General features: G+C 72.0%; 25 protein-coding genes. 12 read left to right on the forward strand and 13 right to left on the reverse strand.

Features of this window, described 5'->3' with window-relative positions:
- The first annotated feature begins 256 nt into the window (after nt 1-256).
- On the forward strand, nt 257-1,837 hold the full coding sequence (locus SL103_RS16590) for an alpha/beta hydrolase (RefSeq protein ID WP_099055425.1): 1,581 nt from the start codon (nt 257-259) through the stop codon (nt 1,835-1,837).
- A gap of 71 nt (nt 1,838-1,908) precedes the next feature.
- On the opposite strand, the gene SL103_RS16595 is transcribed toward SL103_RS16590, so the two are convergent.
- Nucleotides 1,909-2,559: a LysE family translocator gene (locus SL103_RS16595; protein WP_069573805.1), complete on the reverse strand. Its 651-nt coding sequence runs from the start codon at nt 2,557-2,559 to the stop codon at nt 1,909-1,911.
- Between the two features lie 312 nt (nt 2,560-2,871).
- On the opposite strand from SL103_RS16595, the gene SL103_RS16600 reads away from it, so the two are divergent.
- On the forward strand, nt 2,872-4,329 hold the full coding sequence (locus tag SL103_RS16600; RefSeq protein ID WP_244303925.1) for a transcriptional regulator: 1,458 nt from the start codon (nt 2,872-2,874) through the stop codon (nt 4,327-4,329).
- A gap of 56 nt (nt 4,330-4,385) precedes the next feature.
- Here the strand turns inward: SL103_RS16600 and SL103_RS16605 are convergent, their stop codons facing one another.
- The 5 genes from SL103_RS16605 to SL103_RS16620 form a co-directional block, all read right to left on the reverse strand.
- Nucleotides 4,386-5,102, reverse strand: a complete 717-nt coding sequence (locus tag SL103_RS16605; protein WP_069569803.1) for a DUF4232 domain-containing protein — start codon at nt 5,100-5,102, stop codon at nt 4,386-4,388.
- 48 nt (nt 5,103-5,150) lie between these two features.
- Nucleotides 5,151-5,273 carry a hypothetical protein gene (locus SL103_RS39245; protein ID WP_279631157.1) on the reverse strand — a complete coding sequence of 41 codons (123 nt, stop codon included), beginning with the start codon at nt 5,271-5,273 and terminating at the stop codon, nt 5,151-5,153.
- A 240-nt stretch (nt 5,274-5,513) separates the two neighbouring features.
- On the reverse strand, nt 5,514-5,723 hold the full coding sequence (locus SL103_RS16610) for a hypothetical protein (protein WP_069569804.1): 210 nt from the start codon (nt 5,721-5,723) through the stop codon (nt 5,514-5,516).
- Between the two features lie 4 nt (nt 5,724-5,727).
- The gene (locus SL103_RS16615) at nt 5,728-6,264 is read right to left on the reverse strand and encodes an SMI1/KNR4 family protein (RefSeq protein WP_164492815.1); all 537 of its coding nucleotides are present in this window, start codon (nt 6,262-6,264) and stop codon (nt 5,728-5,730) included.
- A 187-nt stretch (nt 6,265-6,451) separates the two neighbouring features.
- On the reverse strand, nt 6,452-7,441 hold the full coding sequence (locus SL103_RS16620; RefSeq protein ID WP_069569806.1) for a magnesium and cobalt transport protein CorA: 990 nt from the start codon (nt 7,439-7,441) through the stop codon (nt 6,452-6,454).
- Between the two features lie 291 nt (nt 7,442-7,732).
- Here SL103_RS16620 and SL103_RS16625 point away from each other — a divergent pair, with 291 nt between their 5' ends.
- Nucleotides 7,733-8,110 (forward strand): hypothetical protein, encoded by a 378-nt coding sequence (locus SL103_RS16625; protein ID WP_069569807.1) that lies wholly within the window; start codon nt 7,733-7,735, stop codon nt 8,108-8,110.
- 82 nt (nt 8,111-8,192) lie between these two features.
- Here the strand turns inward: SL103_RS16625 and SL103_RS16630 are convergent, their stop codons facing one another.
- Nucleotides 8,193-8,432 carry a hypothetical protein gene (locus SL103_RS16630; protein WP_069569808.1) on the reverse strand — a complete coding sequence of 80 codons (240 nt, stop codon included), beginning with the start codon at nt 8,430-8,432 and terminating at the stop codon, nt 8,193-8,195.
- Nucleotides 8,433-8,475: 43 nt separating this feature from the next.
- A complete protein-coding gene (locus tag SL103_RS16635) occupies nt 8,476-9,615 on the reverse strand; it encodes an inorganic phosphate transporter (RefSeq protein WP_069569809.1) in 1,140 nt (379 codons plus the stop codon).
- 279 nt (nt 9,616-9,894) lie between these two features.
- Between SL103_RS16635 and SL103_RS16640 the strand changes: the two genes are divergently transcribed.
- Nucleotides 9,895-10,881: a L,D-transpeptidase gene (locus tag SL103_RS16640; protein ID WP_069569810.1), complete on the forward strand. Its 987-nt coding sequence runs from the start codon at nt 9,895-9,897 to the stop codon at nt 10,879-10,881.
- Between the two features lie 71 nt (nt 10,882-10,952).
- Here SL103_RS16640 and sigJ read toward each other — a convergent pair whose 3' ends face one another.
- Nucleotides 10,953-11,888 carry an RNA polymerase sigma factor SigJ gene (sigJ, locus tag SL103_RS16645; RefSeq protein WP_069569811.1) on the reverse strand — a complete coding sequence of 312 codons (936 nt, stop codon included), beginning with the start codon at nt 11,886-11,888 and terminating at the stop codon, nt 10,953-10,955.
- Nucleotides 11,889-11,989: 101 nt separating this feature from the next.
- On the opposite strand from sigJ, the gene SL103_RS16650 reads away from it, so the two are divergent.
- On the forward strand, nt 11,990-12,364 hold the full coding sequence (locus tag SL103_RS16650) for a hypothetical protein (RefSeq protein ID WP_069569812.1): 375 nt from the start codon (nt 11,990-11,992) through the stop codon (nt 12,362-12,364).
- 4 nt (nt 12,365-12,368) lie between these two features.
- Here the strand turns inward: SL103_RS16650 and SL103_RS16655 are convergent, their stop codons facing one another.
- Nucleotides 12,369-13,865 (reverse strand): nitrilase-related carbon-nitrogen hydrolase, encoded by a 1,497-nt coding sequence (locus SL103_RS16655; protein WP_079145781.1) that lies wholly within the window; start codon nt 13,863-13,865, stop codon nt 12,369-12,371.
- Between the two features lie 281 nt (nt 13,866-14,146).
- Between SL103_RS16655 and SL103_RS16660 the strand changes: the two genes are divergently transcribed.
- Nucleotides 14,147-15,403 (forward strand): sensor histidine kinase, encoded by a 1,257-nt coding sequence (locus tag SL103_RS16660; RefSeq protein ID WP_069569813.1) that lies wholly within the window; start codon nt 14,147-14,149, stop codon nt 15,401-15,403.
- Nucleotides 15,400-16,206, forward strand: coding sequence for a response regulator (locus SL103_RS16665; RefSeq protein WP_079145782.1), 807 nt, complete (start codon nt 15,400-15,402; stop codon nt 16,204-16,206). Before SL103_RS16660 ends, SL103_RS16665 begins: the two co-directional genes overlap by 4 nt.
- 49 nt (nt 16,207-16,255) lie before the next feature.
- Here SL103_RS16665 and SL103_RS16670 read toward each other — a convergent pair whose 3' ends face one another.
- The 3 genes from SL103_RS16670 to SL103_RS16680 form a co-directional block, all read right to left on the reverse strand.
- The gene (locus tag SL103_RS16670) at nt 16,256-17,452 is read right to left on the reverse strand and encodes an FAD-dependent monooxygenase (RefSeq protein ID WP_069569814.1); all 1,197 of its coding nucleotides are present in this window, start codon (nt 17,450-17,452) and stop codon (nt 16,256-16,258) included.
- A 103-nt stretch (nt 17,453-17,555) separates the two neighbouring features.
- The gene (locus SL103_RS16675) at nt 17,556-20,474 is read right to left on the reverse strand and encodes a BTAD domain-containing putative transcriptional regulator (protein WP_069569815.1); all 2,919 of its coding nucleotides are present in this window, start codon (nt 20,472-20,474) and stop codon (nt 17,556-17,558) included.
- Nucleotides 20,475-20,502: 28 nt separating this feature from the next.
- Nucleotides 20,503-21,270, reverse strand: coding sequence for an SDR family oxidoreductase (locus SL103_RS16680; protein ID WP_069569816.1), 768 nt, complete (start codon nt 21,268-21,270; stop codon nt 20,503-20,505).
- Between the two features lie 194 nt (nt 21,271-21,464).
- Between SL103_RS16680 and SL103_RS16685 the strand changes: the two genes are divergently transcribed.
- The 5 genes from SL103_RS16685 to SL103_RS16705 all read left to right on the forward strand — a co-directional run bounded on the left by SL103_RS16685 (nt 21,465) and on the right by SL103_RS16705 (nt 26,956).
- Nucleotides 21,465-21,860, forward strand: a complete 396-nt coding sequence (locus tag SL103_RS16685) for a hypothetical protein (RefSeq protein ID WP_069569817.1) — start codon at nt 21,465-21,467, stop codon at nt 21,858-21,860.
- Between the two features lie 147 nt (nt 21,861-22,007).
- A complete protein-coding gene (locus tag SL103_RS16690; RefSeq protein WP_069569818.1) occupies nt 22,008-22,820 on the forward strand; it encodes a class I SAM-dependent methyltransferase in 813 nt (270 codons plus the stop codon).
- 264 nt (nt 22,821-23,084) lie between these two features.
- Complete coding sequence (locus tag SL103_RS16695; RefSeq protein ID WP_069573808.1) at nt 23,085-24,239, forward strand: MFS transporter; 1,155 nt, start codon at nt 23,085-23,087, stop codon at nt 24,237-24,239.
- A 394-nt stretch (nt 24,240-24,633) separates the two neighbouring features.
- The gene (gene panD / locus SL103_RS16700; protein WP_069569819.1) at nt 24,634-25,053 is read left to right on the forward strand and encodes an aspartate 1-decarboxylase; all 420 of its coding nucleotides are present in this window, start codon (nt 24,634-24,636) and stop codon (nt 25,051-25,053) included.
- Between the two features lie 226 nt (nt 25,054-25,279).
- Nucleotides 25,280-26,956: a PucR family transcriptional regulator gene (locus tag SL103_RS16705; RefSeq protein WP_069569820.1), complete on the forward strand. Its 1,677-nt coding sequence runs from the start codon at nt 25,280-25,282 to the stop codon at nt 26,954-26,956.
- Nucleotides 26,957-26,973: the final 17 nt, after the last annotated feature.

Here is a 26,973-nt window from a genome sequence, read left to right on the forward strand (position 1 = left end):
ACCCCTCCTGTGATCAGCCGGCGATCAGCGGGTGAGGTGGGCCACGACCTGATCGCCCACCGGGTGCCTCCGCTCACGCACCGTGTTTTCTGTCGCTCTTCGGTCACCGCGCCCACGCCCCCGCCACGCCTGATGGCGATATGCGATGTCCTGCCGACAATGCGTAATTTCACCCCAAGTGTGATGGGGGCCACAGCGGTGCGGCGGCGTCTGTGCGCATGCTGCGCGGGGGCCCAGCGAGAGAGTGAGAACGCCGATGTCCCCATCCCGCCGATCCATGGCCGTGACGGCCGGTGTGCTGGCCGCCACCACGCTGGTGGTGACGGCCGGTGGCGTCAGCGGCGCTACGGCCCCCCGGCCCGCCGACGCCAAGGGCGCGAGTACCTCCGCACCGGTGCTGCCCGCGCGCTTCACCCAGCAGAAGGTCCAGTGGACGGCCTGCGGCGCGGACGTCACCCCCAAGGCCGTGCCCGGCGCGGAGTGCGGCTGGGTGAAGGTGCCCGTCGACTACGCCGCCCCGAACGGGGAGACCGTGAAACTGCGGGTGTCGCGGGTGCAGGCCAAGGACCACGCCCATCGGCTGGGGTCGCTGGTCTTCAACCCCGGCGGGCCCGGCGCGGGCGGTGCCGCCGACGTGGCCGACGGAAACTGGCAGGCCGGCGAGCAGGCTCGGGCCCGCTACGACCTGGTGGGCTTCGACCCGCGCGGCACAGCCGGCTCCGGGCAGATCAAGTGCCCCGACGGCGTGGCGCAGGAGCCCGAGAACCCGCCGCGTACCGAAGCGGAAGCCACGAAGGCGTTCGCCGACGGGGCCCGGCGCGCCCGGGCATGCCAACGGGCGAGCGGTGCCGTTCTCGCGCACATGGACAGCGTGAGCGTCGCGCGCGACATGGATGTGCTGCGTACGGTCCTGGGCGACGCCAAGCTGAACTACACGGGCTTCTCCTACGGCACCTTCATCGGCCAGCAGTACCTGAAGCTGTTCCCCGGCAAGGTGGGCCGGATGGTGCTCGACGGTGTCGTCAACCCCGCCGCCGACATGCGGCAGGTCGCCCGGCTCGACGTCAAGACCTCCGATGACGCGGTGCGCCGCTACGCCCACGACCTCGTCGCGCGCGGGGACCACCGGCTGGGGTCCACGACCGAGGAGATCCTGCGGACGCTCACCACCTTCGCCACGAAGCTGGACCGGAAGCCGCTGCGGGCGGCCGGCGGCGAGGAATTCACCAACGCCGCCCTGTCCACGTACCTGGGCATGGCGGTGACGGGCGAAGTGAGCTGGAAGCGGCTGACCCCGGCGCTGGTGGCCGCGCTGCACGGCGACGTGTCCGCACTCGATCGTCTGGACGCCGGCGCGGCCGGCGAGAGCGGTGGCGGAAAGCCGACGCCGCAGGAGCAGCGGACCGAGGAAAACGAGTCCGTGAGCATGTCGGGGGTGCTGTGCCTGGACTCCCCGTCCGCGCCGAAGTCCCCGAAGGAGATGCTTGACACCGCCGACGCGTTCGCCAAGCAGTCGCCGCTCTTCGGCCGTTCCTACGCCTGGCAGATGATCGACTGCGCGACCTGGCCGATCGCCCCCACCGGTGCGGCCGAGCCGGTCAAGGCATCAGGTGCGGCGCCGGTGCTGCTGGTGTCGTACACCGACGATCAGCTGACTCCGCTGGCGAACGCACGGGCGGTGCACCGGCAGTTGGACCACAGCTCGCTCCTGGTGCGCACGGGCCAGGGGCACGGGGCGTACGCCTCGGAGCGCCCGTCCACCTGCACCGACCGTGCCGTCGACAGATATCTCGTCGGGGGACAGCTGCCGGACAAGACCGTCACCTGCCCGGCCTGACACCGGCAGACCGCGCCGCTCCCGTACCGAGGGCGTCACCATGCGGGCCTGAGCGAGCGCCGGAACGCAGGTCAGTCGGCGCGGCCGGTGGCGGCGACGGTCACCCCGAGGCCGATCATGGCGAAGCCGCCCGCTCCGCCGATCATTGACAGCCGGCGCTCGGAGCGGGCGAACCAGTTGCGCGCCGCCGAAGCGCTCAGTCCCCACACCGTGTCGGTGATCAGGCCGATGCAGATCGGAACCAGGCCCAGGACGAGCATCTGGGTGGGCAGCCCGCCCGCCGCGTGGTTCACGAACTGGGGGAGTACGGCGGCGAAGAAGACCAGGCCCTTCGGGTTGGTGACGCCCACCGTGACGCCGTCCATGACCGTCCGCAGATCACCGCGCGCCCCCTGCCCGGTGCTCTGCGCGGCACCGGCCCCCACCTTCATGTCCTTGCGGTGCCGGAACGCCTGAACGCCGAGGAAAACGAGATACGCCGCACCCGCCAGCTTCACGGCCGTGAACACCGCCGCGGACCGTTCGACCAGCGAGCCGAGACCGAAGGCCACGGCGACCACCAGCAGGTACGAGCCGAGCACGTTGCCCAGCACCGTCGCCAGCGCGGTCCGCCGGCCGTGGGCCAGGGCCCGGCCGATCACGAACAGCACGCTCGGCCCCGGGATCACGATCACCAGCAGGGACATCGCCGCAAACGCGAGCAGACGGTCGGCAGACACCATGACTCTCACCTCGGCGGCCATTCAACCACGCACCTGGACGAGGGTTCCGGGGCGCTCGGCGGCCGAAAACGGTTGCCGTGGTGGTGGCGTTACGCGGAGCGCGTGCAGATCGGTGCCAACATGATCCTCACGTATGGGGCGACACCGACCACAGGGGCCCAATGTGGTCACCAGCAGATCAGCCATCCGGGAAGTCCGGACTGGGGGGGACGGGGAGTGGGTGTTGCCGGGGCGTGGGAGCGGTCGTGCCAGCTGGACGGCGCGACGGCACGTGGCACGCGTGCGGTGCGCGCGGGCGGGGAGGGAGTGACAGTGGGGGCGGCTGAGGAAGCGGCGGGGGTCGCGGCGCTGTTGAAGGAGTGGAAGGACCGCTCCGGGTACAGCTACGGGGTGCTCGCGAAGAGACTGCACATGAGCACATCGACGCTGCACCGTTACTGCAACGGCGATGCGGTTCCGACCGAGTACGCACCGCTGGAGCGCCTGGCACGGCTGTGCGGGGCGACGCCGGACGAACTGGTGGAGCTGCACCGGCGGTGGATCCTGGCGGACGAGGCACGTCGGCGGGAGCGGGACCGCAAGCAAGGGGGCGGGAACGCGGCGGTCGTTGACGGGGGCGGGGAGAGATCGGCCGGATCCGCGGCCGAGGCCGGTCCAGGGTCCGGTTCCGGGTCCGGACGCGGAACGGGAACCAAGTGTGAGCCCGAGGCCGCGGCCGGGACCGCGTCCGACGGCGTGCCGCCGCCGGTTCCCGTCGCCGCCCTCGCCGCTTCCGCCTTCGCATCCGGTTCCGGTCAGGTCGCCTCGATCAATCCCGCGGGGCGGTCCGTGGCTCAGGAGACGCCCGCGGGCACCCGGCGGCGTCGCGCGCTGGTCGCAGGGATCACGGTGGCCGCCGTGGCCGCGTCCGCCGCGCTGGTCGCCGGACTGCTCTCCGGCGACGGCGACGGTGACGGCCGTACGGCGCAGGCCGGGGCGGTCACCAGCACGGAGCGCGGCAGCAGGCCGACGAGGACGACGAAGACCGAGGGCGGCCGGTCGGCGGCTGCGAAGCCGCCCGGCGCGGGTGACGCGAGTCCGTCCCCGTCCCGTACGCGCCGGGGCGAGGCGTCCGACGGAGAAGGCGAGGACCCGACCGGTCCGGGCACGACGGATCGTGCCGCGCTCCCGCTGAGCGTGGACGTCCGCCCGTTCAGCTGGGAGGACCCGTGCACCCAGCGCTACTTGGTCGACCGGGACCCGGGCAAGATGCCCCCGCCGCCGCCCGAGCAGGACGCCCGGGGCTGGATCTCGGCGCTGGGCGCGGTCTCGGCGGACAGCCAGCTGGTCCAGGTGTCGGTGCAGGGTGCCGGCGACCGGACGGTGGTGATGCATGCCCTGCGGGTGCGAGTGGTGGGAAGTTCGGCGCCACTTGCCTGGAACGCCTACAGCATGGGCGTGGGCTGCGGCGGTGGTGTCGGGCCCAAGTCTTTCGGGGTCTCGCTGGACGCGGCGCGGCCACGGCTCACGCCGCAGAACGGACAGCGGGACTTCCCCTACAAGGCGAGCGAGCGGGACCCCGAGGTCTTCAAGATCGTCGCACGGGCCGGCGCCCGCGACGTGCGCTGGTACATGGAACTGGAGTGGTCCAGCGGGAACCGGCACGGCACGCTCCGGATCGACGACAACGGGGAGCCGTTCCACACCAGCGGGATGGCGGGCCGGCCTCAGTACGACTACCCGCTGGGCGGCAGCAACGAGTGGATTCCCGCCCCGAAGGAGGACGGCTGATCCCGGTTCCGGCGCTCACGTGGGAACCGGGACCGACCGGGAGCAACGGCCTCCTTTCACCAGGTCAGCGCGGCCTCGGCGGAGGACTGCCAGTAGGTGACCCACGCCGAACTGTCGACGGTGACACCGCCCTTGAGCAGCGAGAACCGCACGGACGGCCCGGTGGAACCGTTCCCCGCCCGGTTGGCGAACAGGACGTCGAGACTGTGCGCGGTGTGGCCGCCGCTGCCGGAGCCGTCCGCGGACCGGTACATGACCCCCGCGTACGCCGACCGGCCCGGTGCGAGCGTGATCACGGCCTGCGGCCTGGACGGTCTCAGGAACGCGGTGGCGACCTGGGCCGCGTCCCAGCGGAGGTACGGGGCGTGGTAGGCGTGGCAGGGCAGGGAGCCGGTGTTGGTGGCGGTGAGGAGCATGTGGTTGACGGGGCGATTCACCATGACCGCGGTGACCTTGACCCGCGCACCGTTGCAGGGGACGGCTGCCGAGTGGCTGCCGGAACCGTTGCCGGCGGCCTGACCGGAGCCGTTCGTTCCGTGAGGTCCGCCGCCGGTGGCGCCCGACGCGGCCGTCGACGAGTCACCGTCCTGGGCCCGGCCGTCGGCATCCGCTGAGGACGAGGTGCGCCGGCCGCCGGTCTCGGACGCGGAGTGCGCGGTCGGCGCCAGGCTGCCGGTGTCCTTGGTGCCGCTCTCGCAGGCGGTCAGGGAGAGAGCGGACGCCAGCACGGTGGCGGAGACCGCGAGGCGGGTGGTGTGCCGGGCGATGCGCATGGTGAGTGGGTGCCTTCTTTGCGGTGGGTCCGGTCGGCGTACGTCACGTCAGAGACGGCGGGCGACCAGGAGGAAGACGATCGCTGCGGAAGCGGCGAGCACCGCCAGGGCCACCGCGTCAGTGAGGACGTCCGGGCGGCGGAACCGATGAATCCGGATGGGCGTCCGCATGGCCTTTCCCTTCGGCGTGAGCGCGTCGATGCGTGCCGCCGTGAGCTTGCGACGCCCTCCGTCCCGGCCGCCACCGCCGCCGCAGAACTCGGGACGCTGGAACGCCCATACCGCCTTTGACCTGCCGGAACGCCCCCTCCCTGGGACGCCGCGCAGGAACGCGGCCGGCGTCGGCAGCGGAGAGGAAACGCACGGGGGACCGGCCCGCGAGAGCCACCCGGCCGACTCGTCGTGGAGCCGTCAGGGCCCCGTGGGGAGTTGCGCGGGGCGCGTATCGGCCGGCCGGAGCGTGTCGGGGAAGACGGCGCCGTCGGAGTCGTCGTCGGGCATGAGGGCGCCGAGCATCTTCTGCGCGGCCTCCGCGTTGTCGATGGCGCGGGGCGGCATCAGGTGGGCGGCGTCCCCGAGCAGGGTGCGGCCGGCGCCCCAGCCCGACTCCAGACGCGACACACCGTCACACACCGCCGCCGGAACCGGCTTCAAAGGACGGCGTGAGCGCGTATTGCGCCACCCCGAACGGCAGGAAGTCGGCGTCGGCGAGGACGCGGTAGAGGAACTCCGAGGTGGACATGTCGTACCGGTGCCATCCGCCGACGTCGTGGGCCCGCGCGAGGACGGGGTACTCGCCCGGCCGCTCGGCATCGATCAGCCAGCAGTACTCGTCGGCCCATTCGGTGGAACCCCACTCCACGAGCCCCTTGCCGCCCGGCGCGTAGACCGCATAGGGGTCGACGGCGGAGACGCTTCCGTACGTGCCGTCCCGGTCGACCGACAGGCAGGCCCGCCACTGCCTCAGCAAGTCGAACGAGACGCCCTCGTCGCGCCCCAGGAAGTACACGGAATCACTGAAGACGCCGCCGCCGAACGCCTCGTAGAGCTCCTTGTAGTCCGCCGGCAGCGGAACCCCCAGCTCTCCCTCGATCGCCGCCCAGTCGACGGAGAGCCCGAGCGGCTCCCACCCGGTCAGTTCGATCACTCGCCGAACCCACATACAACGACCTTCCAGACGGAGGGGGTGCGGCTGAATATCCGCGTTATCCACCCGCACCCGGAGAGTGCACCCCGGCCGCTGCTTCATCCGGCGCTCCCCGGCCCGCCGGACGCCGGAGCCTCTCCATCGCTGACGAGCAGGACCTTCGGCGAACCCTATCGTCCCTGTTCGGAACGCCGGTTCGGCGTCACAGCCAGCCGTTACGGCGGAAGGCCCGGTACAGCAGTCCTGCCCCCAGCGCCATCACGGCGAGCGCGCAGGGGTAGCCGTAGCGCCAGTCCAGTTCGGGCATGTGGGAGAAGTTCATGCCGTAGATCCCGGCGACCATGGTGGGGACGGCGAAGACCGCCGCCCACGCGCTGATGCGGCGCATGTCGTCGTTCTGCCAGGTGCCCACCTTCGCCAGATGGGCGTCCAGGACGGAGGCGAGCAAATCATCCAGGGCGCGGACCTCGGTGTCGGTGCGCGTGAGGTGGTCGGTGACGTCACGGAAGTACGGCACGACCTGCCGCGGCCAGTCGTCCCGCGCCGTGGCGAAGGGTTGCATCACCGGGACGAGCGGCTGGACGGCGTCGCGGAACTCCACCACCTCGCGTTTGAGCGAGTAGATCTGCTCGGTCAGGTCGTCGCGGGCGGGCGAGAACACGCACTGCTCCAACTCCGTCAATTCGGCGCGTACTTGGGCGGCGGCCTCGGCGTAGGCGTCGACTATGACATCGGTCATCGCGTGCAGGACGCCGACCGGCCCGAGCGATGCCATCTCCGGCTGCTGCGAGAGCCGGCGCGCAGCCTCCACCGTGGGGTCGTCCGCGCCGTGACGTACGGTCAGCGCGAAGGACGGGCCGAGGATGATCATTACTTCGCCGGTTTCCACATCCGCGGTCCGCTCGACGAACCACAGCGTCCGCACGGCGACCCCCGTGACGTCGCCGTAGCGCTCCTGTTTCGGTCGCTGGTGGGCCTGGACCGCGTCTTCGATGGTCAGCGGATGCAGTTTCAGGTACGAGCCGAGCCGCTGCAGTTCGTCCTGACGGGGTGTGTCCATGCGGATCCAGGCGAACTCATCCGGTTCCAGCCCCGCCAGACGGTCGAAGATGGCCTGACAACCCCCTTCCTGCTCCCGGCAGTCGATCTGCTCGCGTTCACCCGTCCGCTCCTGATAAATCACACAGTCCATGCCTTCTCGGATGCTTCGGCCGTCGCATTCCATGCGCATGCTCCCGAACGGCGGCGTCCGCCACCGCCCGCCCGCGTCGGCGGGGGACGCGCAGGCGAACCCTCACACCGACGAAGGAATGCGGCCGGCAAGGGCCCGAAAGAGCTGATTGTCCACTTTCGTCGCGGGTAGACGGCCTACATGGTGACAACACGTAACTTGCTGCCGGGAGCTTTACGACAGAACCCTCACCGGCACCGACAGCCACGGCACACCCGCCCGGGCCGCCGACGCGGCAAGCTTCACAGGCGGGTGCTCGCCTACCGGGACGTGGTCATCTTTCATTCCCCGGACCCGACGAGTACGCAGGCGCAAAGCCTGCTGCTGGTGTACATCCGCCGCGTCGTCGGCGAGGTCACCTACGAGGTGTGCGACCTCTGTGGAAGTGGCGTGATCAGCCAGGTCAACGTCGCTTCGCCGTTGCGGGACAGCGGCCTGGGCACACGCGCCGTAGCGCATCTGCGCGCCTGCTACCCCGATGTCACCTGGCACAGCCGCCTCACCCAACGCATGACGCGCGCCCTGGCCCACCGCATGTGTCTCCCTGACGACCGGACCGACCCGTCGTGCCCCCACCTCACACGCGCTGCCTCCGAGGATCGCGGAGCGCCGAACCACGCATGGCGCTGAGGCATCAGGCGCGCGGGGAACTCCCAACGCGTGCGTCGTCGGCCGGGCGGCAGCGAACTCGGTGCCCCCTCGGCAGGGTGGGTCAGCCGGGAACGATCAGGTCGATCCCGTAGGCCGCGACCGAGAGGCACGCGGCGAAGCACAGCACGGCCGTGACAGCTGCCGTCTTCCGCTGCCGGCCTCGGGATGCGTCGGGGGCGGGCTCCTCGGTTCCGGCGCGGGCCCACGCGGCCAGGCCGAGCGCGAACATCACGACGACCACCACGGTGATCCCCAGGCTGACACCGAAGACCGCGGCCAGAGCGCCCCAGTCGATGTCCATCCCGCATCTCCTTCCTCGACGACGGCCCGCCGGCCGAGCCCGCTCAGGTGGCTGACCGGACGGTGGACTCCGCAGCGCTCGCCGGCACCTCGTTGACGTTTTCGGGGTTCACCGGACGGCGGCGCGAGAGCAGGTAGAAGCCCGCAGCCGCGGCCAGGGCGACGCCCGCCACCAGGGCCACGCCCAGGGGGCCCTGGTCGGCCATCCAGGCCGCCATGCCTCCCACGACGGCCGCGGCCGGCAGGGTGAGCAGCCACGACACCGCGATCCGGCCGGCGACGCCCCAGCGCACATGGGCCAGCTTGCGGCCCAGACCGGCGCCGAGGATGCTGCCCGTGCACACCTGGGTGGTCGACAGTGCGAACCCCATGTGGGACGAGGCGAGGATCACCGCGGTCGCGCTGGTCTCGGCGGCGAAGCCCTGCGGGGGCTGGATGTCGGTCAGTCCCTTGCCCATGGTCCGGATGATGCGCCAGCCGCCCGCGTACGTCCCCAGGGAGATCGCCAGGCCCGCGCTCAGCACCACCCACCACGGCGGCCCCGCGCCGTGGTCGAGTACCCCGCCCGCGATGAGCGCGAGGGTGATGACGCCCATCGTCTTCTGGGCGTCATTGGTGCCGTGGGCCAGGGCCACCAGCGAGGCCGAGCCGACCTGGCCGGCACGGAAGCCCTTCCCGACGGCGCGGGCCGCGGTCCTCCGGGTGATCACATAGGCGAGGTAGGTGGCCAGCACCGCCACCACGCACGCCACCACCGGCGAGGCCACCGCCGGGATCACGATCTTCTCGATGATCGCGCCGAAGCGCACGGCCGATCCCCCGGCCCCCACCCACACCGCTCCGATGAGCCCGCCGAACAGGGCGTGGGAGGAGCTGGAGGGGAGCCCGAGGAGCCAGGTGACCAGGTTCCAGAGGATCGCCCCGATCAACCCGGCGAAGATCATCACCAGGGACACCTGGCCGTCGTTGACGATGCCCCCCGAGATCGTCTTGGCCACTTCGGTGGAGAGGAAGGCACCGGCCAGATTGAGCACACCAGCGACCGCGACGGCCACCCGGGGACTCAGCGCACCGGTGGCGATCGAGGTGGCCATCGAGTTGGCCGTGTCGTGGAATCCGTTGGTGAAGTCGAAGGCCAGAGCCGTGAGGATCACGGTCAGGAGCAGGAACGAGACAGATTCCATCCCGGACCTCCACAATGAGGGCGCTCCGGCCGTCCGGGCCCACCGGACCAAGTGGACCATGTGTGCGAACCGCCGTTCATCTCCACGCTAAGCGCCGCTCCGGAGCGCCGCCAATACGACGACCCGGGGGCCACCCCGTACAGCGCTGTGGCCCACGCCCGTGCACTGCCGAGTTTTGGGACATGTTTTACGTGATGCACGAAACTGCCGCCCGCCGTCCCTTCGTCTGACAGGGAGTCGGGCCCGTGAGGGCCGAAGCGCGAGAGAGCGAGGCAGGTCGTGGGGCGGCGCAAGAGCGGCATAGCGATCGCATTCGTCACGGGTGCGGTGCTGGTGGGCGCAAGTGCCTGTGGCGGGGGCGGCGGTGACAAGGCCGGTGGGGACGACGGAAAGGCACCCGGCAAGCCGAGTGCGAGCGCCTCGCCGTCACCGACGAAGCCCGCGGGCCCGCCGATGCTTCTGGACACCATCACCCCGCAGACGGGAACCACGGCCGGCGTGGCCATGCCGATCTCGGTGGTCTTCACGAACCCGGTGGCGGCAAAGGCGCGGGCCACGGTGGAGAAGCACATGAAGGTGAGCGCCTCGCATCCGGTGGCCGGTGCCTGGCACTGGTTCGGCGACAAGCGCGCCGACTGGCGACCGAAGTCGTACTGGCCCGCCGGCACGAACGTGAAGATCGACGCCGACCTGAAGGGCGTCAGCAACGGCAACGGACGCTACGGCGTGCGCAGCTACACGCACACCTTCAAGATCGGCGACGATGTGCGCGCGGACGTCTCGGTGACCGGCCACACCCTGAAGGTGACCCGGAACAGCAAGCCGGTGCGCACCCTGTCGATCAACGCGGGCAGCTCTCAATACCCGACGTGGAACGGCACGATGGCCGTCATCGACAAGCAGAAGAAGGTCCACATGACCTCCTGCAGCGTCGGCATCAGCTGCGACAAGGGCAGCTCCAACTACTACGACCTGACGCTGCCCTGGGATGTCCACCTCACCCAGTCCGGCACGTATGTGCACTACTCGACGGGGGATCCCAATCCGGGCAGCGGCAGCGCCCGCGGCTCGCACGGCTGCGTCCACCTGTCCCTTTCGGACGCCAAGTGGTTCTACGGCCAGGTCAAGCAGGGGGATCCCATCACCATCACCGGCTCGCCCCGTGCCAAGGCATCGGCCGACAACGGCTACGCCGCCTTCAACATGGGATGGGCGCAGTGGCTCGCGGGCAGCGCGTCGGGGCAGGGGACGACCGCGACGCTGTGAGGCGCCGCGGTGGCGCCGCCGGTCAGCAGCCGATCAGCGGGCGATCAGTGGCGAACCGGTGAAGCGAGACGCTACGGGAGTGCCTCTGGTCGGCCCTCCCGCGCCCACGGCCGTAGCTTCTCCGGGTTGCGGACCGCCCAGATCCGGGTGACGCGCCCGTCGGAGACATCGAATGCCGCTACGGTCATGACGACGCCCGCACGCCGGGCCACCAGGCCCGGCACACCGTTCACCGACCGCTCCAGGAGTTCGAGCCCGGGAGCCTTGTCGGCGATGGCGACCATGTACTGGGCGATCCGCGCGCCGCCCTCGACCGGGCGCAGGACGGTGCCGACCAGGCCGCCGCCGTCGGCGGTCATCACGGCGGCCGGGTCGAGGAGGCCGACGAGGGCCGCGATGTCCTTGGTCTCCCATGCCTCCTTCACGCGTCGCACCACGTCGGCCCGGCCGGTGGCCGGCACCGGAGTGCGCGCGACGCCAACCCGGCGCCGGGCGGAGGACGCCAGCTGCTTGCAGGCCGCGGGGGTCCGGCCGAGGACGTCGGCGATCTCCGCGAAGGGGTACCGGAAGACGTCGTGCAGGACGAACGCCACCCGCTCGGCGGGCGTCATCGACTCCAGGACGACGAGGAAGGCCATGGCCACCGACTCGTCCAGGACGATCTGGTCGGCCGGGTCCGGAGGGACGGTGGGGTCGGCGCTGCCCGCGTGGTCCCCCTCGGGACGGCCGGGCAGCGGCTCGGGCAGCCACGCGCCGACGTAGCGTTCCCGGCGTGCCCGCGCCGAGCCGAGCAGGTCCAGGCAGATGCGGCTGGTCACCGTCGTCAGCCAGGCACCGGGGGAGAGGATCGCCTCCTGCCGGCTTCGCGGCAGCCCGTACCAGCGGGTGTAGGCATCCTGTACGGCGTCCTCGGCCTCGGTCACCGAGCCGAGCAACCGGTAGGCGACATTGATCAGTTGGCGTCGCTCGCCGGCCACCTCATCGGAGCCGGCCCCGACAGTCCCCATGCTTCCGGCCGCCCCCTCGCCTTACCTTTCGCAGCCCCGCGTCGTCGGGCCGGTGAGACCTTATCGACCTACCGCCTGTGGGCGGGAAAAGGGGACGTGACATGGCCACCCAGGTGACAACGACGGTGAACGCACGGCGCGGCTTCTCGTTCCTGCGGATCGCGATCGCCCTGCAGACCCTGACGATCTTCCTCCAGGCGGTCTCCGCCGGGCTGCTGCTGACCGCGTCCTACGGAGACACGCTGCACAGTGCCGGAGCCCGGGTCATGTACGGGGCGGCGATGCTGTACGTGCTCGCGGCGGTGCTGGCATGGAAGCCGGGCGGCGGCTCGCCCCGGCCCGTCCGGCACGCGTCCGGTTTCCTGGTACTCGCCTCGGTCCAGGTTGTGCTCGGCATCGCGCACGTCCCGTCGGTCCATCTGCCCCTGGGCGTCCTGATGTTCGGCCTGAGCGTGCTGGCGCTGGCCCGACGCTGAGGTGTCAGTCCGTGGCACGGTCCGTCCCGGTGCGGGAGACGGCGGGAGCGGGGCGCCACGGGCGGGCCAGCGCCAGGAGGGTGAGCACGGCGACTCCCGCCAGGCAGAGCCAGGCGAAGAGGTCTCCGATCCGGTCGTAGATCGTGGTGGCGCCGTGCGTGGGCACATAGGCCACCACGGTCTGTTGACCGGTCGTGAAGTAGTCGGTGGTGGCGAGGACCCGGCCCTTGTTGTCGTAAGCCGTCGAGACGCCTTCCGCGTCCTGACGCACCAGCGAGTAGCCTCCCTCGATGGCGCGCAGGCTCGCCTTCATGGTGTGCGCGCCGCCGTATTCCTTCCAGTCGTGCGAGGGCACGAGCATGATGTCGGCCCTGGTCCGCATCAGTGCGGGGAAGTCGGCGTCGTAGCAGATGACATCGGCGATCCGGCCGTACGGGGTGTCGGCGACGGGCACCCGGCCGTCACCGGGGGTGAACTTCTCCGAGCCGGGGATGGGATGCGCCTTCTGATAGGTCCACAGCACCTTGCCGTGGGGGTCGATGAGGATCGCCTCGTCCCGGCCGTGGGCGGGGGCGGTCGTGCTGTAGACGCGGAGACCGATCTCCAGATAGATGCCTGACCTGCGGGCCTGTTCCTGTGCTGCCGCGATGGCGTCGGACTCGTGGGCCTCCTGGGTCTTGACGGCCTCCTCCGGCCAGACCACGATCTTCGCTCCGGCGGCGGCCTCGCGTCGGGTGGAGGCGAGCAGGTCGTTCTCGACGGCGGTCATCGCGGGCCGCACCGTCGACGCGGGGGCGGCAGCGATGCCTGCGGCTCCGCCGGTGATCCGCCCGAGCGTGGCCGTGAGTTCATCGGTCACGGCCCGGCCGGCGCTCACCCCGGCGATCCGCACGGTCGTGCCCGGGGCCGGGCTGAAGGCGAGCCGGGCGCCGCCCGCGAGCACGACGGCCAGCAGGACCGCCCCGTAGACCAGGCCGCCGCGCCACGAAGGCCGTTCCCAGATCCGGTTGACGGTACTGGCGAAGCCGGCGATCAGGAATCCGATCCCGTACGAACCGGTGACCGAAATGATCTGCAGGAGCGGCAGGTCACCGTACTGGGTGACGGCCAGCGAACCGTAGGCCGTACCGAACGGCGACACCACGGTGATCAGGAACTCGCCGCCGGCGACGGCGGCCGGGAAGGCCCACACCGCCACCGCCGGGCGCAGCCGGCCGACCAGCAGCCTGTCGGCCAGGAACGGCAGCGTCTGCACGGCGGCGAGGGCAGCCGCGCCCACCGCGGTCACGGGGCTGAGGCCGATCGCCGACTCCTGGATCCAGAAGACGGCGGCTGCGGTGTGCGCCAGCAAGATCCACAACGCCCCGGTCCACACGCGGCTGAGGCGGGTGAAACGCAGCAGGAGCACGGGGAAGATCCAGGCCGCGGCGGCGATGTCCCACCGGCCGCCCACCGCGAACAGCATCGTGCCGGTGCCCAGCAGCAGGAGGAGGGGGCGCACGGCGGGCGCCGGGTCGCTCGGATTCTCGGGAGCGTTACCCGCGTTCGCGATACTCGCCTTCGCGTTCTTCGCGCGACCCCGCCGAGGCCGTGCGGTCGGGCCGGTCTGCCCGACGGGGGGATGTGACACCGGGATGTTCGTCATGGAAAAGACGCTAGGAGGGTGCATGCGCGCTGCGCCTCGGTCCCGGTGGTGATCTCCCGGGAGGGCACGCAACTATCGATGCGGCCCTGACGGATGATCCGCCGAGCGCTCGTCTTCCTCTAGCCTGACGAACTGAAATGATCACTACCGTGTATGCCGCGCCGCGAGCCGTGCGGCGATGGATGGCCGACCGGCCGCGTCTGACGGACGTGGCCCTGGGCGGCGGCATCACGCTGTTCGACGTGGCCACGGTGCTGGACCGCTCACCGGAGCCCGGCGTCGGGGGAGTGGCCCTGTGGGGCTTGCAGACCGTTCCGCTGATCTGGAGGCGGACGCGTCCCTGCGTCGTCCTGGCGGCGATGACCGGCCTCTATGTGCTCTTCCAGATACTCAGCCCGATCCACGGCCGGATACCCGGCCCGTTCCTGCTCATGATCGGCGTGTACGGCGTCGCCCGCTACGCGACGGCCGCGGCGAGCCTGCCCGGGACGCTGCTGTGCCTCGCCGCCACCACCGCTGCCGACGCCCTCACCGGGCACTGGCAGAACCCCCGTCCCGGGTCGCTGGAGCCGATCAGCGCCACGACGTTCGTCTTCTTCTTCACCCTTGCCTGGACCCTGGGGTACGGCAGGCAGCGGATCGACGCCCACGCCGCACGCCTGCGGGACCTCAATCAGCGACTGCGGGCCGAGCAGGAGCGCAACGCCCGGCAAGCGGTCATCACCGAACGGGCCCGTATCGCGCGGGACTTGCACGACGTGGTCGCCCACCACGTGAGCGCGATCGCCGTTCTGGCGCGAGCCGCCGAGGAAGGCATGGCGAACGGCGTGCCACCCACCGTGGAAGCCGCAGCAGGCGCGGAAGCCGTGCAGAGTGTCGGGCTCATCGCGCGGACAGCCGACACCGCGCTCATCGAGATGCGCCGCCTCCTCGGACTGCTGTCGTTCCGGGACCAAGGGCTCGCGCCCGAACCGTCCTTGTCCCCGGAACACCTTGAGCCACTCATCGGCGCCGCGACATCCGCCGGCTGCCGGGTGACGTATGTGTCGGACCTCCGGGCCCGGACCGATCCGTCCACCGGCATGTTGCTCTCGGGCTACCGGATCATCCAGGAAGCACTGACGAATGTGATCAAGCACGCCGGGCCCGTCGGCGTGCGGGTCACCGTACGCGGAGACGACACCCGCCTCACGGTCGCGGTCGAGAACGACCCGGCACCACCGGGCCACCGGCCCGTTCCGGGCAGCGGCCGGGGGCTCGTCGGCATGCGCGAACGTGTGGCGGCCTTCGACGGCGAGCTGCGGGCCGGGCCACGCGAGGACGGCGGCTGGCGGCTGTACGCCGTCCTGTCCGCGCGGGCATCGCGACCGGCGGAGGAGAACGAGAGCGGATGACCGTACGGGTACTTCTCGTCGACGACCAGGAGATGGTGCGCACCGCGCTCCGGCTGGTCATCGACCGCCGCGAGGACCTGTCCGTGGTCGGCGAGTCGGCCGACGGGGAGCAGGCTGTCTCCCACGCGATCGAACTCCGGCCGGACGTCGTGCTGATGGACGTCCGCATGCCCGGCATGACCGGTGTCGAGGCCACGCGGCGCCTCACCACCAGCTGGCCCGGCCCGGGTCCGGCTCCGCGTGTCCTGGTACTCACCACGTTCGACCTGGACGAATACGTGCACGCCGCGCTGCGGGCCGGAGCCGTCGGCTTCCTGCTGAAGAACAGCCCTCCCGACCAACTCGCCCATGCCATACGCGCGGCGGCAGGCGGGGAGGCGGTCCTCGCCCCGAGCGTCACGCGCCGCCTCATCGACACCGTCACCGCGCTGCCTGCCGCCCTGCTGCCCAACGCCCCCGCTTGCCCCGAGCCGGTACCGGGCGAGGGCAGACCTGAGGACGGGCGGGACGGGTCGGGCGACCCGGGCGTGCTGAACGCGCTGACCGAACGTGAACTCCACGTCCTCGTCCTGGTCGCCCGGGGCATGTCCAACGCCCGGATCGCCGCGGCCCTCGGCCTCAGCGAGGGGAACGTGAAGAGCCGCGTCAACCGCATCCTCACCCGCCTGGGACTGGAGAACCGCGTGCAGGCCGCCCTGCTCGCCCACCGGGAGGGGCTCACCGGAAGCTTCCGGGCGGCGACCCCGCCCGGCTCCCAGCAGGCCACGGCAGACCGCACCGGTGATCCCTCGGCTTCCTCCTGACCGCCAACTCCCGCTCCGCGGTGCGGCCCTGGAGAGTCGCTCCGCGCGCCTACCGCCGGACGAGGTCACGGTAGTCGCGGAGGGTGATGTTCTCCGCGGCCCTGCGGGCGATCCTGGCGGCCATGTTCTTGCCCGGCAGGTACGGCATGACCCGGTAGTAGCGGTTGAGGAGCGTGGCCAGGGCGCGACTGCCCGGGACCATCAGCTTGGCGACGCCGTCCCCCATCTTCTGGCAACCCACCGCGTACTCGCGCATTTCCTCCTCGTACCGCCCGAACGCGACGCGGTGGTCGCCGCGCGCGGCGGCCAGCTCGCCCGCCAGGACGTACGCGCCGACCAGGGCGAGGCCCGACCCCATGCCCGACAGGGAGGACGGGCAGAAGGCGGCGTCGCCGATCAAGGCGACCCGGCCGCGGGACCAGGTGTCCACGTGGACCTGGCCGACCGAGTCGAAGTAGAAGTCCGGCGCGTACCGCATGTCCTGCAGCAGCCGGTCGCTCTCCCAGCCGTTCCCGGCGAAGGTCTCGGTGAGGAGGGCCTGTTGCCGCGCCACGTCACGGCGGTCCACATCCAGCTGCGGCGCGGCGAAGTAGAAGACGGCCCTGGCCTCGGCGTTGTGGCGGGCGCTGTGGAGCGCGACGAGCCTGCCCGCGGTGCGGTAGGCGTGCCCGGTGTGGTCGAGCCCGAGGTGGTTGGCGGTGGTGAAGATCGCGCAGTGCACGCCCAGGTGCTTCACGAACCGTTCCTCCGGACCGAAGGCCAGGCGGCGGGTGTGCGAGTGCAGCCCGTCCGCGCCGATCACCAGGTCGAACCGGCGCGGCGCGCCGCGCTCGAAGGACACGGTCACGCCATGGGCGTCCTCGGTGAGCGAGGTGATGGAGTCGCCGAAGACGTACTCGGTGTGCTCCCTGGTGACGTCGTACAGGATCCGGGCCAGGTCGCCCCGGAGGATCTCGATGTCCCCGGCGAACAGGTCCGCGGGCAGCTCGGCCTGCTGCTTGCCCGCGCTGTTGACGTAGCACATCGAGCCCATGCCCGTCCGGACGCGTTCGAGGTCGGCCAGGACGCCCATGCGGCGCAGGACCGTCAGGTGGGCCTCGCCACGGAAGTCGACGGCGTAGCCGCCGTCGCGGAGCGCGGGGGCGCGCTCCACGACGGTGGCCCGGAAGCCGTGCCGGTGGAGCCAGTAGGCGAGCGCGGGGCCGGCGACGGAGGCGCCGGAGATCAGTACCTTGAGGTTCGTCATGCCTCGGACCTTCTACGGGAGCGCTCACCGCGGACTCACCGTGCGCTCACCGGGCCCGCCCGCTCGCCGCGTGTGCCCCCTCACCGCGGAGGAACGACCGCGCTCACCGGTCCGCGGTCACGGCCGCAAGGACGGACTCCACGACCTTCTCGGACAACCCCAGCATGCGCAGCACCTCCGGGGCGTGCGCCCCGACCGTGCCGGCGATCTCGGCGGCCTGCCGGTAGTGCTCGCGCGCCTCCGTGTGACGGCTCCGGGCCGCGGCGACGCGGCCGAGGCCGATGAGCGTGCGCACCCGGGGCCCCAGACTCTTGATCCAGTGCGGATCGATCCGCTCCAGCGCCTCGCGGTAGAGCCGTTCCGCCGCTGCCGGGTCGCCCTCCTCCAGGGCGACGTCGCCGAGCCCGCGCAGCGCGCCCGCCAGGTACGTGGAGCTGCCGGCGCGGCGGGCGAGCGCGGCGGCCTCCGCATAGGCGGCACGGGCACCCGCCGGGTCGTCCCCGACGAGGTGATCGCCCCGGTTGACCAGCAGGTCGGCGCTGTCCTCCAGGGCGCCGAGCCGTTCGGTGAGCACCAGGGCCTCGTCGGTCAGCGAGAGCGCCCGCGCCCGGTCACCGCGCGCTCCGGCCACGCCGGCCAGCGTGTCCAGGGCCAGCGCGCTGCCCCAGCGGTCACCGAGCGAACGGAATCCCTCCAGGGCCTGGCCGAAGGCACCCTCGGCCGCCGCGCGATCCCGCCGGCCGAGGTGCCCGAACCCCGACACGTAGTGGGCGGCGGCCCGCGCCCACGGCTCGGGGCAGTCGTGCTGGGACGAGACGAGCGCGAAGGCACCCTCCGGGTCCGGTCCGCCCGCGTTCCGCATCATCCACAGCAGCAGGACGACCGGGTAGCGACCCGACCGGTCGCCGGGCCACGCGGCCGCCAGCGCCTCGCCGGCCGTCGCGCGGTGCCGCTGCCACACCTGCTCCCCGGCGTCGCCCGTCGCCGACGCCGCGCCGGCGAGCAGCACGCACGTCGCGTACTCCTCACCCAGCCCGTCGGGGACCTTCTCGCCGACCGATGCGAGCAGGGCGATCGCCAGCGGCGCGACGGATGCGGACGCGCCCCGGATCCACAGGTAGGTGAACGACGCGGCGAGCAACTCGAAGGCCGTCTCCACCGCACCTTCCTCGGCCGCCCGGCGCAGCGCCGCCATCAGGTCACCGTGCTCGGCGGCGACCACGGGCAGCCACTCCAGCTGCTCGGCTCGCCGCAAATGCGGGTCGGCCGTCCGCAACAGCTCCAGCAGGTGCTGGGCGTGGGCACGCCGCACGGACTCGCGTTCGCCGGCCGCGTCGAGCCGTTCGGCACCGTACGCGCGGATCGTCTCCAGCATCCGGTAGCGGCCGCCCGCGACCTCCAGCAGCGACTTGTCGGCCAGCGCCTCCAGCGTGTCACCGTCGGTGCCGCACACCCGAAGCGCGGACGGGGCCGTCGCGCCCCCGGCGAAGACCGTGAACCGCCGTGCGGCCCGCTGCTCGGGCTCGGAGAGCAGGTCCCAGCTCCACGCGACCACCGAACGCAGCGTGCGGTGCCGCTCGTCCGCCGTGCGGTTGCCGCGGGCGCCGACGGCGAGCAGGTCGTCCAGCCGCCCCGCCAGGTCGTCGATGTCCAGGGTGCGCGACCGCGCCGCCGCGAGCTCGATGGCCAGCGGCAGGTCGTCGAGCGCCGCGCAGATCCGCCGCACGACCTCGGGGTCGGCGGTGAAGCCGCGGCGCACGGCACCGGCCCGCTCGGTGAAGAGCCGTACGGCGGTGTCCGCGTCGAGCGGCCGCACGGGGAAGAGGTGCTCGCCGATGATGCCGAGCGGCTCCCGGCTCGTCGCCAGCACACGCAGCCGCGGGCAGGTCGCCAGCAGCCGCGCCGCCAGCACGGCGACCTCGTCGACAAGGTGCTCGCAGTTGTCCAGGACGAGCAGCAGGACCTGGTCGGACAGCGCCGCGATCAGACGGTCGACCGGCGTCCTCGTGCCGCCGTCCATCTGGAGCCCGTTCTCGCGCAGGCCGAGCGCACCCAGCAGCGCATGCGGCAGGCCGGCGCCGTCGCGCAGCGGTGCCAGCTCCACGAAGCACACCTGGTCCGGGGTGCCCCCGACGCCCGCGACCTCGACCGACAGCCGGGTCTTGCCGACGCCGCCGGGCCCGAGGAGGGTGACCAACCGGGCCACCCGCAAGGTCTCGGCGACCTCGGCCACCTCATCGGCGCGCCCCACGAAACTCGTCAGCTGGGCGGGCGGCGCGACGGGCGAAGGCGTCGGGTCGGTCTGCAACAACTCCCGGTGCAGCGCCGTCAGTTCGGCCGAGGGATCGGCGCCCAGCTCGTCGGCCAGGCGCCGCCGGGTCTCCTCGAACACCACCAGCGCCTCGGCCTGCCCGCCCTCGGCGAACAGCGCCCGCATCAGCAGCCCCGCCAGCCGTTCCCGGAGCGGATGGCAGCCGACCAACTCGCGCAGTTCAGGTACGACCGCCCCGTGTTGGCCGAGCCGCAGCCCCGCTTCGATGCGGTCCTCCAGTGCCCCGAGCCGGCGCTCTTCCAGCCGCACGGCGGCGGCCCGGGCCGTCTCGCCGTCGGGCAGGTCGGCCAGCGCCGGCCCGCGCCACAGCTCCAGCGCCTCGCGCAGCAGCACGACCGCCCGTCCGGCGTCGCCGTCGACGAGCGCCGCACGGCCCTCCCCGGCCAAACGCTCGAACCGGGAGGCGTCCACCGCGTCCGGATCCACCACGATCCGGTACCCCGCGCCGGCCCGTTCGATCGCGGCCCCGGCGCCCAACGCGGTACGGAGCCTGGACACCTGGGACTGCAGCGAATGCGCCGAAAGCGCCCCGGTGGGGTCGATCTCGTCAGCCAGCCGGTCCGTCGAGACGACCTCTCCGGGGCGCACCAGCAGCAGGGCCAGCAGCGCCCGCCGGGCCGGTCCGCCCAACGGGACCTCGTTGCCGTCGCCGTGCCGTGCTCGGGTCTCGCCGAGGATTCCGAACTGCATGCCGGCGATTATTCATCGGCGCGATGGATCACGGGGCGATCGGGCCGAGGAACGTCCCGCCCGAGACGTCGACGGTCTGACCGGTCACCCAGCGGCCCTGCGGGCCGGCCAGGAACGCGACCACGTCCGCGATGTCCTCGGGCTCGCCCAACCGCCCCAGCGCGGTGATCGACTCCAGCCCGGCCACCACCTCGGGGACGGAGGTGTAGCCCGCGGTCATGTCGGTCCGCACGGCGCCCGGCGCGACCGTGTTCACCGTAATGCCGCGACGGCCGAGTTCGTTGGCCAACGACGGTGCCATCGACTCCAGCGCCGCCTTGCTGATGGTGTAGCCGATCTGGGTGGAGACCGCGAACCGGCTGGCCGTGGAGCCCATGTTGATGATGCGTCCGCCGTCGTTCAGCAGCGCCATCGCGCGCTGGATCACGAAGAACGGGGCGGCGACGTTGATCGCCATCAGCCTCCCGAACTCCTCCTCGGTGACCTGCGAGATCGGGTTGCCCGAGCTGATGCCCGCGTTGTTGACGAGGATGTCCAGCCCGGCCCCCGCCAGCCCCGCGGTCAGTTCCCCGAACAGCCGCTCCACCGCGCCGTCCTCGCCGAACCGGGCCCGGATCGCGAACGCCCGCCCGCCCGCTTCCTCGATCCGCCCCACGATCTCCTTGGCCGCCTGGTCGTTGCCGCCGTAGTGGACGGCGACCAGCGCGCCCTCGGCCGCCAGCCGCAGCGCGACCGCCCGGCCGATGCCCCGCGAGCCGCCGGTCACCAGTGCCGTCTTGCCGGTCAGAACGTTCATCGTCGCTCCCTGTTGGGTGGCCGGTCCACGGCGGATCCGGCGATGCCCCCACAGTCGCGGCGCGGGCTCACCGGGAGCTCACCGCGGGCTCACCGGCGTACGTCGGCGCCGGTCAGCCGGACGAGCGCGCAACTGCCGCCCCTCCAGGCCGTCGAACACCTCATGCGACAGTCCCTGGCTGCCATCCTGCACGGATGAACTCTCTCGGCGACGCGCACCTGCGCACCTGGACGCTCCGATTCCTGTCCCTCCTCGCAGCCGATACCCAGGCTCAGCTTGCCTGGCTGGGGGAGCGGGAGTTGGCGACGGAGTCTGTCCTGGAAGAGGCGGAACTCCTCTGCCGCGTCTCCGAGGGACTCGCCGAGCGCGGAACCTTCGACGCCGAGCATCTGCGCGAGCTTCAGGCCCTCGGCCGTTGCCTCGCCGGAATCGATGCCGCCTGCCGCGCCGGCCTCTGGGCCAACTCCTTGGTCACGGACCCGGCATGGGACGCCATACGTCTTCTCGCCCGCCGGTTTCTCCGCACGACGCCGGGCGACTGGCGCCGGCCACTGCCACGCCCTCTCCACCCGCACACGGGCGACCACTGAGCACGTCGAGCCGGCTGAGTGACTCCGAGCCCTGAGCCCCGCGGCCTGCTGACCGCGCATGAACCGGCTCCTCCCTCAGGCCCCTTGGAACCGGTCATCTAGGCTGGCGCGGTGACTGATGAGCAGGAGCAGGTGCGGCCGTCGGGAGTGTGGGCCACGGCGGTGGGGGTGGCCAGGGTGCGGGCGCTGGAGAACGAGCGGGAGAACGCGCTGTTCCGCGACCCACTGGCACAGGCATTCGCCACCGCCGGGGGCCTGTGGCCCTCCTCGCCGCCGCCCGATGACGAGGCCGCGCGACGCCGCCGCCAGGCCGTGTCGTACTCCATCGTCATCAGGACGAAGTTCCTCGACGACCTGTTGCAGCAGGCATCCGCGTCCGGCGTCCGGCAGGTCGTGCTGCTCGGCGCCGGCATGGACAGCCGGGCCTTCCGGATCGACTGGCCCGAGGGCACCCGGCTGTTCGAGGTCGACACCGCCGCACCACTGGACTTCAAGGCTTCGGTACTGCGTCAGGAGCAGGCCGTCGCACGCTGCGAGCGGATCACCGTCGCGGTGGATCTGCGGGAGGACTGGCCGGCCGCGCTGGCCGCCGCAGGGCACGACCCCACCGCGCCGACCGCGTGGATCGCCGAAGGACTACTGATCTATCTGCCCGAGGACGCGGTGGAGCTGCTGCTGGCCCGGATCAGCGCGCAGTCGGCGGCAGGCAGTCGGATGGGGCTGACGTTGGGCTCGCGCGGCGTGATCGAGCGCTTCGGCGGGGACGCCGCGCCGGGATCGGCGGCGTCCATGTGGGTCTCGGAGATGCCCGACGACCCGGTGGGCTGGCTGGCCGGGCACGGCTGGGAGGCCGAGGGCCACACCTTGCGCGAGCGCGCTGCCGCCTACGGCCGCCCGATCGGCACCCCGCCGCAGCGCGAGGAGCGGCCCGGCGGACTGATCTCGGCGGTCCGCCGGTAGAGCGCCTCCGGGCTCCCTGGGTGATCGATCCCAAGGAGCCTGATGAGTGGAGCCAGGTTCATGCGCGCCACGTCGTGGCGGGTCATGTCAACCGGATCGCGTCTCTGCGGCAGATGAATTCGGTTGCGGCGGGATCGGTGTGGCGGGTGAGGTAACTCCATGGAGGGCGCCACGGAGCAGGAGCAACGAGCGGCGGCAGGAAGAGTCCATGGGCTCAACCGACAGCCGGCTCCCTGGCACAGGTCGGCGGTGCTCGGGGCCCTGATGCTGGCCGCCTTCACCTTCAACACAGCGGAAAACCTGCCGATCGGCCTGCTGGAGCTCATCTCCGGAAGCCTTCGGGTGTCGGTGTCAGCGGTCGGTCTCCTGGTTACCGGTTACGGCGTGACGGTGGCTCTCGCGTCTCTGCCGCTGGCCCACGTCACGCGGTCCGTCCCCCGACGCCATGTGCTCACGGGACTACTGACCGTGCTGGTCCTGGCGAGTGTCGTTGCGGCGCTGGCCACCTCCTACTGGCCGCTCCTGGTGGCGCGGTTGCTGACCGCGCTTGCTCAGGCGTTGTTCTGGGCGGTGATGGGACCGGTCGCGGTGGGCCTGTTCGCACCCGCGGTCCGTGGGCGGGTGGTCGGGGCGCTGTCGGTCGCCGGTTCTCTCGCCCTGGTGCTCGGTGTTCCTGCCGGGACGTGGCTGGGCCGGCAGAGCGACTGGCAGGTGCCCGTCGCCGTGCCGGCGGCTCTGGGGCTCGTCTCTCTGGTGACGATCGCCGTTCTGCTGCCGTCCTCGAATCCGGAAGAAGAGCCCGCCGCCTACGGGACCAGTCCCGACGTCCGGCGGTTCGGGACGGTGCTGGCGGCCGGGACCCTGTCCGCCACCGGAGCGTTCGCGGGATACACCTACATCGTGAAGTTCCTGGGCGACGTGAGCGGGTTCTCCCCGAGCGCGGTCAGCGTCCTGCTCGTGATTTTCGGTGTCGCCTGTCTGGCCGGGGTGAGCATCACCGGGGTGCTGCTGGACCGCTTCCCGCAGTCCGCGCTGCCCACGGCTGTCGTCACGCAGGCGGTGGGCATGCTCGGCCTGTACGCGGCCGGCACCCGTCCGGTGGCGGCGGTGATGTTCTTGGTCCTGATGGGCGGGGCGCTCGGACCGGTGTTCATGGTCACCCAGAACGCGATGCTGCACTGCGCGCCCGGCCGCACGGACATCGCCCTCGCGGCCAACTCCGGCGCCTACAACGCCGGCATCGCGGCCGGCGCGGCACTCGGGGCGCTGGTCCTGCCGCTCTCCGACGTGCGAGGCGTTTTCCTCGCCGGCGGGCTGCTCACCGTGGGGGCCTGCGCGGTACTGCTCGGCGGCCGGCTGCTACCCGGACGCCCGACGCATCGTTCGCGCTGCCGGTTCTCGGGCGACGACCTGCCCTGACGGGACGGCGAAACAATGATCAAAGGAAGGGCCGGTCCTGCCGACCGGCGCCCTGTGGCTGTGTCGCGCGCCGCCGGCCCGGCCGGGGCTCGTCCGACCCGACGGCCGGGTGGCCGAGCGCTGCTGTGGCGATCGTCACGGAGGTCATCGGGGGCCGTTTGCGTACGCTGATCTCGGTCGTAGGTGAGGGGCGGCCCCGGGGTGAGGTGGGGCCCGAGCAGACGCTCCCGATGTCTGACGCATCGTCAGCGATGTTGGGATGTCGAGGTGCGGTCCGCGTGAGCCCTGCGAAACCTGGGGACGGCCGCCCGGATCCGCGACCGGCTGTAGGGTGTGAAAAGAGCCCTTGACCTGCAAATACGCAGGCAGGGAGCCTACTTGGAGGAGTGCACCGATGCTGCGTACCATGTTCAAGTCCAAGATCCACCGGGCCACGGTGACCGAGGCCGATCTGCACTACGTGGGGTCGGTGACCATCGATGCCGCGCTGATGGAGGCCGCCGACCTGCTGCCCGGCGAGCTGGTCCATATCGTCGACATCGACAACGGGGCCCGCCTGGAGACGTATGTCATCGAGGGTGCGCGCGACTCGGGTGTCATCGGGATCAACGGGGCGGCGGCGCATCTGGTGCACCCGGGGGACCGGGTCATCCTGATCAGCTACGCCCAGGTGGAGGACGCGGAGGCCCGTGCGCTGCGGCCGAAGGTCGTGCACGTCGACGCGGGCAACCGGATCGTCGCCCTGGGCGCCGACGCCTCCGAGCCGGTGCCCGGCAGTGATACCTCACGCAGCCCGCGGGCCGCGGCGGTCTGAGCGATGGGGCCGGTCCCGAGATGTGAGGCCGGCCCCGAGGCGTCAGGCGGTCCCGGCTGCCGCTCGTGGACTCCACCGGGGCGCTGGCCGGGGCGGCCCCGGACCGGCTGTCGGGGCCGCCCCGGAACACTTCGTTCCGGGGGACGAAGGCGGTCGCCTATCCTCGTCCGCACGTACGAACCTCGCAGGGCCGTGAGGGTCCTAACCTGCGGAGATGATCAGGCACATGTCGGCCCACCCCGCCAGAGGCTTGCGCCGGGTGCTCGAGGACCTCGGCCCCACACTCCTGGACCTGGTCCACGGTGACCCCGACGGGGCCGGAGAACTCGGCGGCGTCGGCATCCACGATCCGCACGACGAGCAGCACTACCCCCGGCACGCCGTCGTGCTCGGCGTCGGCGTCCACGGGGCCGGGGAGATCGCCCGGCTCCTGCGGAACCTCGCCGCCCACGGCGCCGCCGCTCTCGTCGTCCGCGGTCCCGTCGGCGACAGCGAGGCACTCGCACCGGTCGTGGCCGAGACCGGAGTGGCCCTGCTCGCCCTGACCCGGGGGGCCTCCTGGTCCCAGCTGGCGGCGATGTTGCGCACCCTGCTCTCCGAGGGGGACATCGGCGAGGCCGACGGGCAGACGCTGGGCGGGGTGCCGTCCGGGGACCTGTTCGCGCTGGCCAACGCGGTCGCCACCCTGATGGACGCCCCGATCACCATCGAGGACCGCCGCTCCCGGATCCTGGCCTTCTCCGGCCGGCAGGACGAGGCGGACGCTCCGCGGGTGGCGAGCATCCTGGCCCGGCAGGTGCCCGAGCGCTATGTGCGGATGCACCAGGAGCACGGGGTCTTCCGCGAGCTGTACCGCAGCGAGGGCCCGGTGCACATTCCGCCGCCCACCGTCGACGGCGAGGTCGCGCTGCCGCGGGTGGCGATCGCGGTGCGTGCCGGCGACGAGATCCTCGGTTCGGTGTGGGCGACCCTGCGGAAGCCGCTCACCCCGGAGCGGGAGCGGGCGTTCCAGGAGGCGGCCAAGCTCGTCGCGCTGCACATGCTGCGGTTCCGGGCGGGCACCGACGCCGAGCACCGGCTGCGCGCCGACCTCGTCACCACCGCCCTGGAAGGCGGCGTGGGGGCGGCCGGGGCGCTCGGCCGGCTGGGGCTGGTGAACCAGCCCACGCTGGTCGTCGCCATGGGGCTGCAGGCCGAGCGGGGCGAGGACCATGCCCACCTCACCGCGGAGCGCCAGCGCCTCGCGAGCGCGCTGTCCGTGCATCTCACCGCGGTCCAGCCGCGGTCCGCGGTGGCGCTGCTCGGCGACGTGGCCTACGGGCTCTTTCCGGTGCCGGGCGACTCCGCCCAGGCCCGGGAGCGCGCACTGCAGGTGGCGTCGAACTTCCTGCAGCGCACCGGAGACCGGGCGGGCCTGCTCATCGGCATCGGGTCGGTCGCCGAGGAGCCCTCCGCCCTCGCCCGCTCCCGCGCCAACGCGGACCGCGCGCTGCGCGTGCTGTTCAGCGGCCGGACGGCGCAGCGCGTCGCCCCGATCGCCGACGTGTATGTCGACGCCCTCTTGATCGAAATGCGGGACCTCGCCGTCGCCCACCGCGACGAACTCGCCGGCCCGCTCGCCCGGCTGGCGGCCTACGACGCCAAGCACAACGCCCACCTCGTGGAGACGCTGCGGGCGTGGCTGGACGCCTTCGGAGACGTGATCACCGCGTCCGCGAGCGTGTTCGTCCATCCCAACACCTTCCGCTACCGGATCCGTCGGGTGGCCGAGGTGGGGGAGTTCGACCTGCGGGATCCGTCCGCACGGTTCGCTGCGATGCTCCAGCTGCGGCTGATGGGCATGGACGACGGCGGCGGGACGTGCTCCGCGGATACCGGCCCCACCGCCGCGTCGGCCGGCTGATCCTCGGCGGGCACACC

Source organism: Streptomyces lydicus, assembly GCF_001729485.1.
Taxonomy (GTDB): Bacteria; Actinomycetota; Actinomycetes; order Streptomycetales; family Streptomycetaceae; genus Streptomyces; species Streptomyces lydicus_D.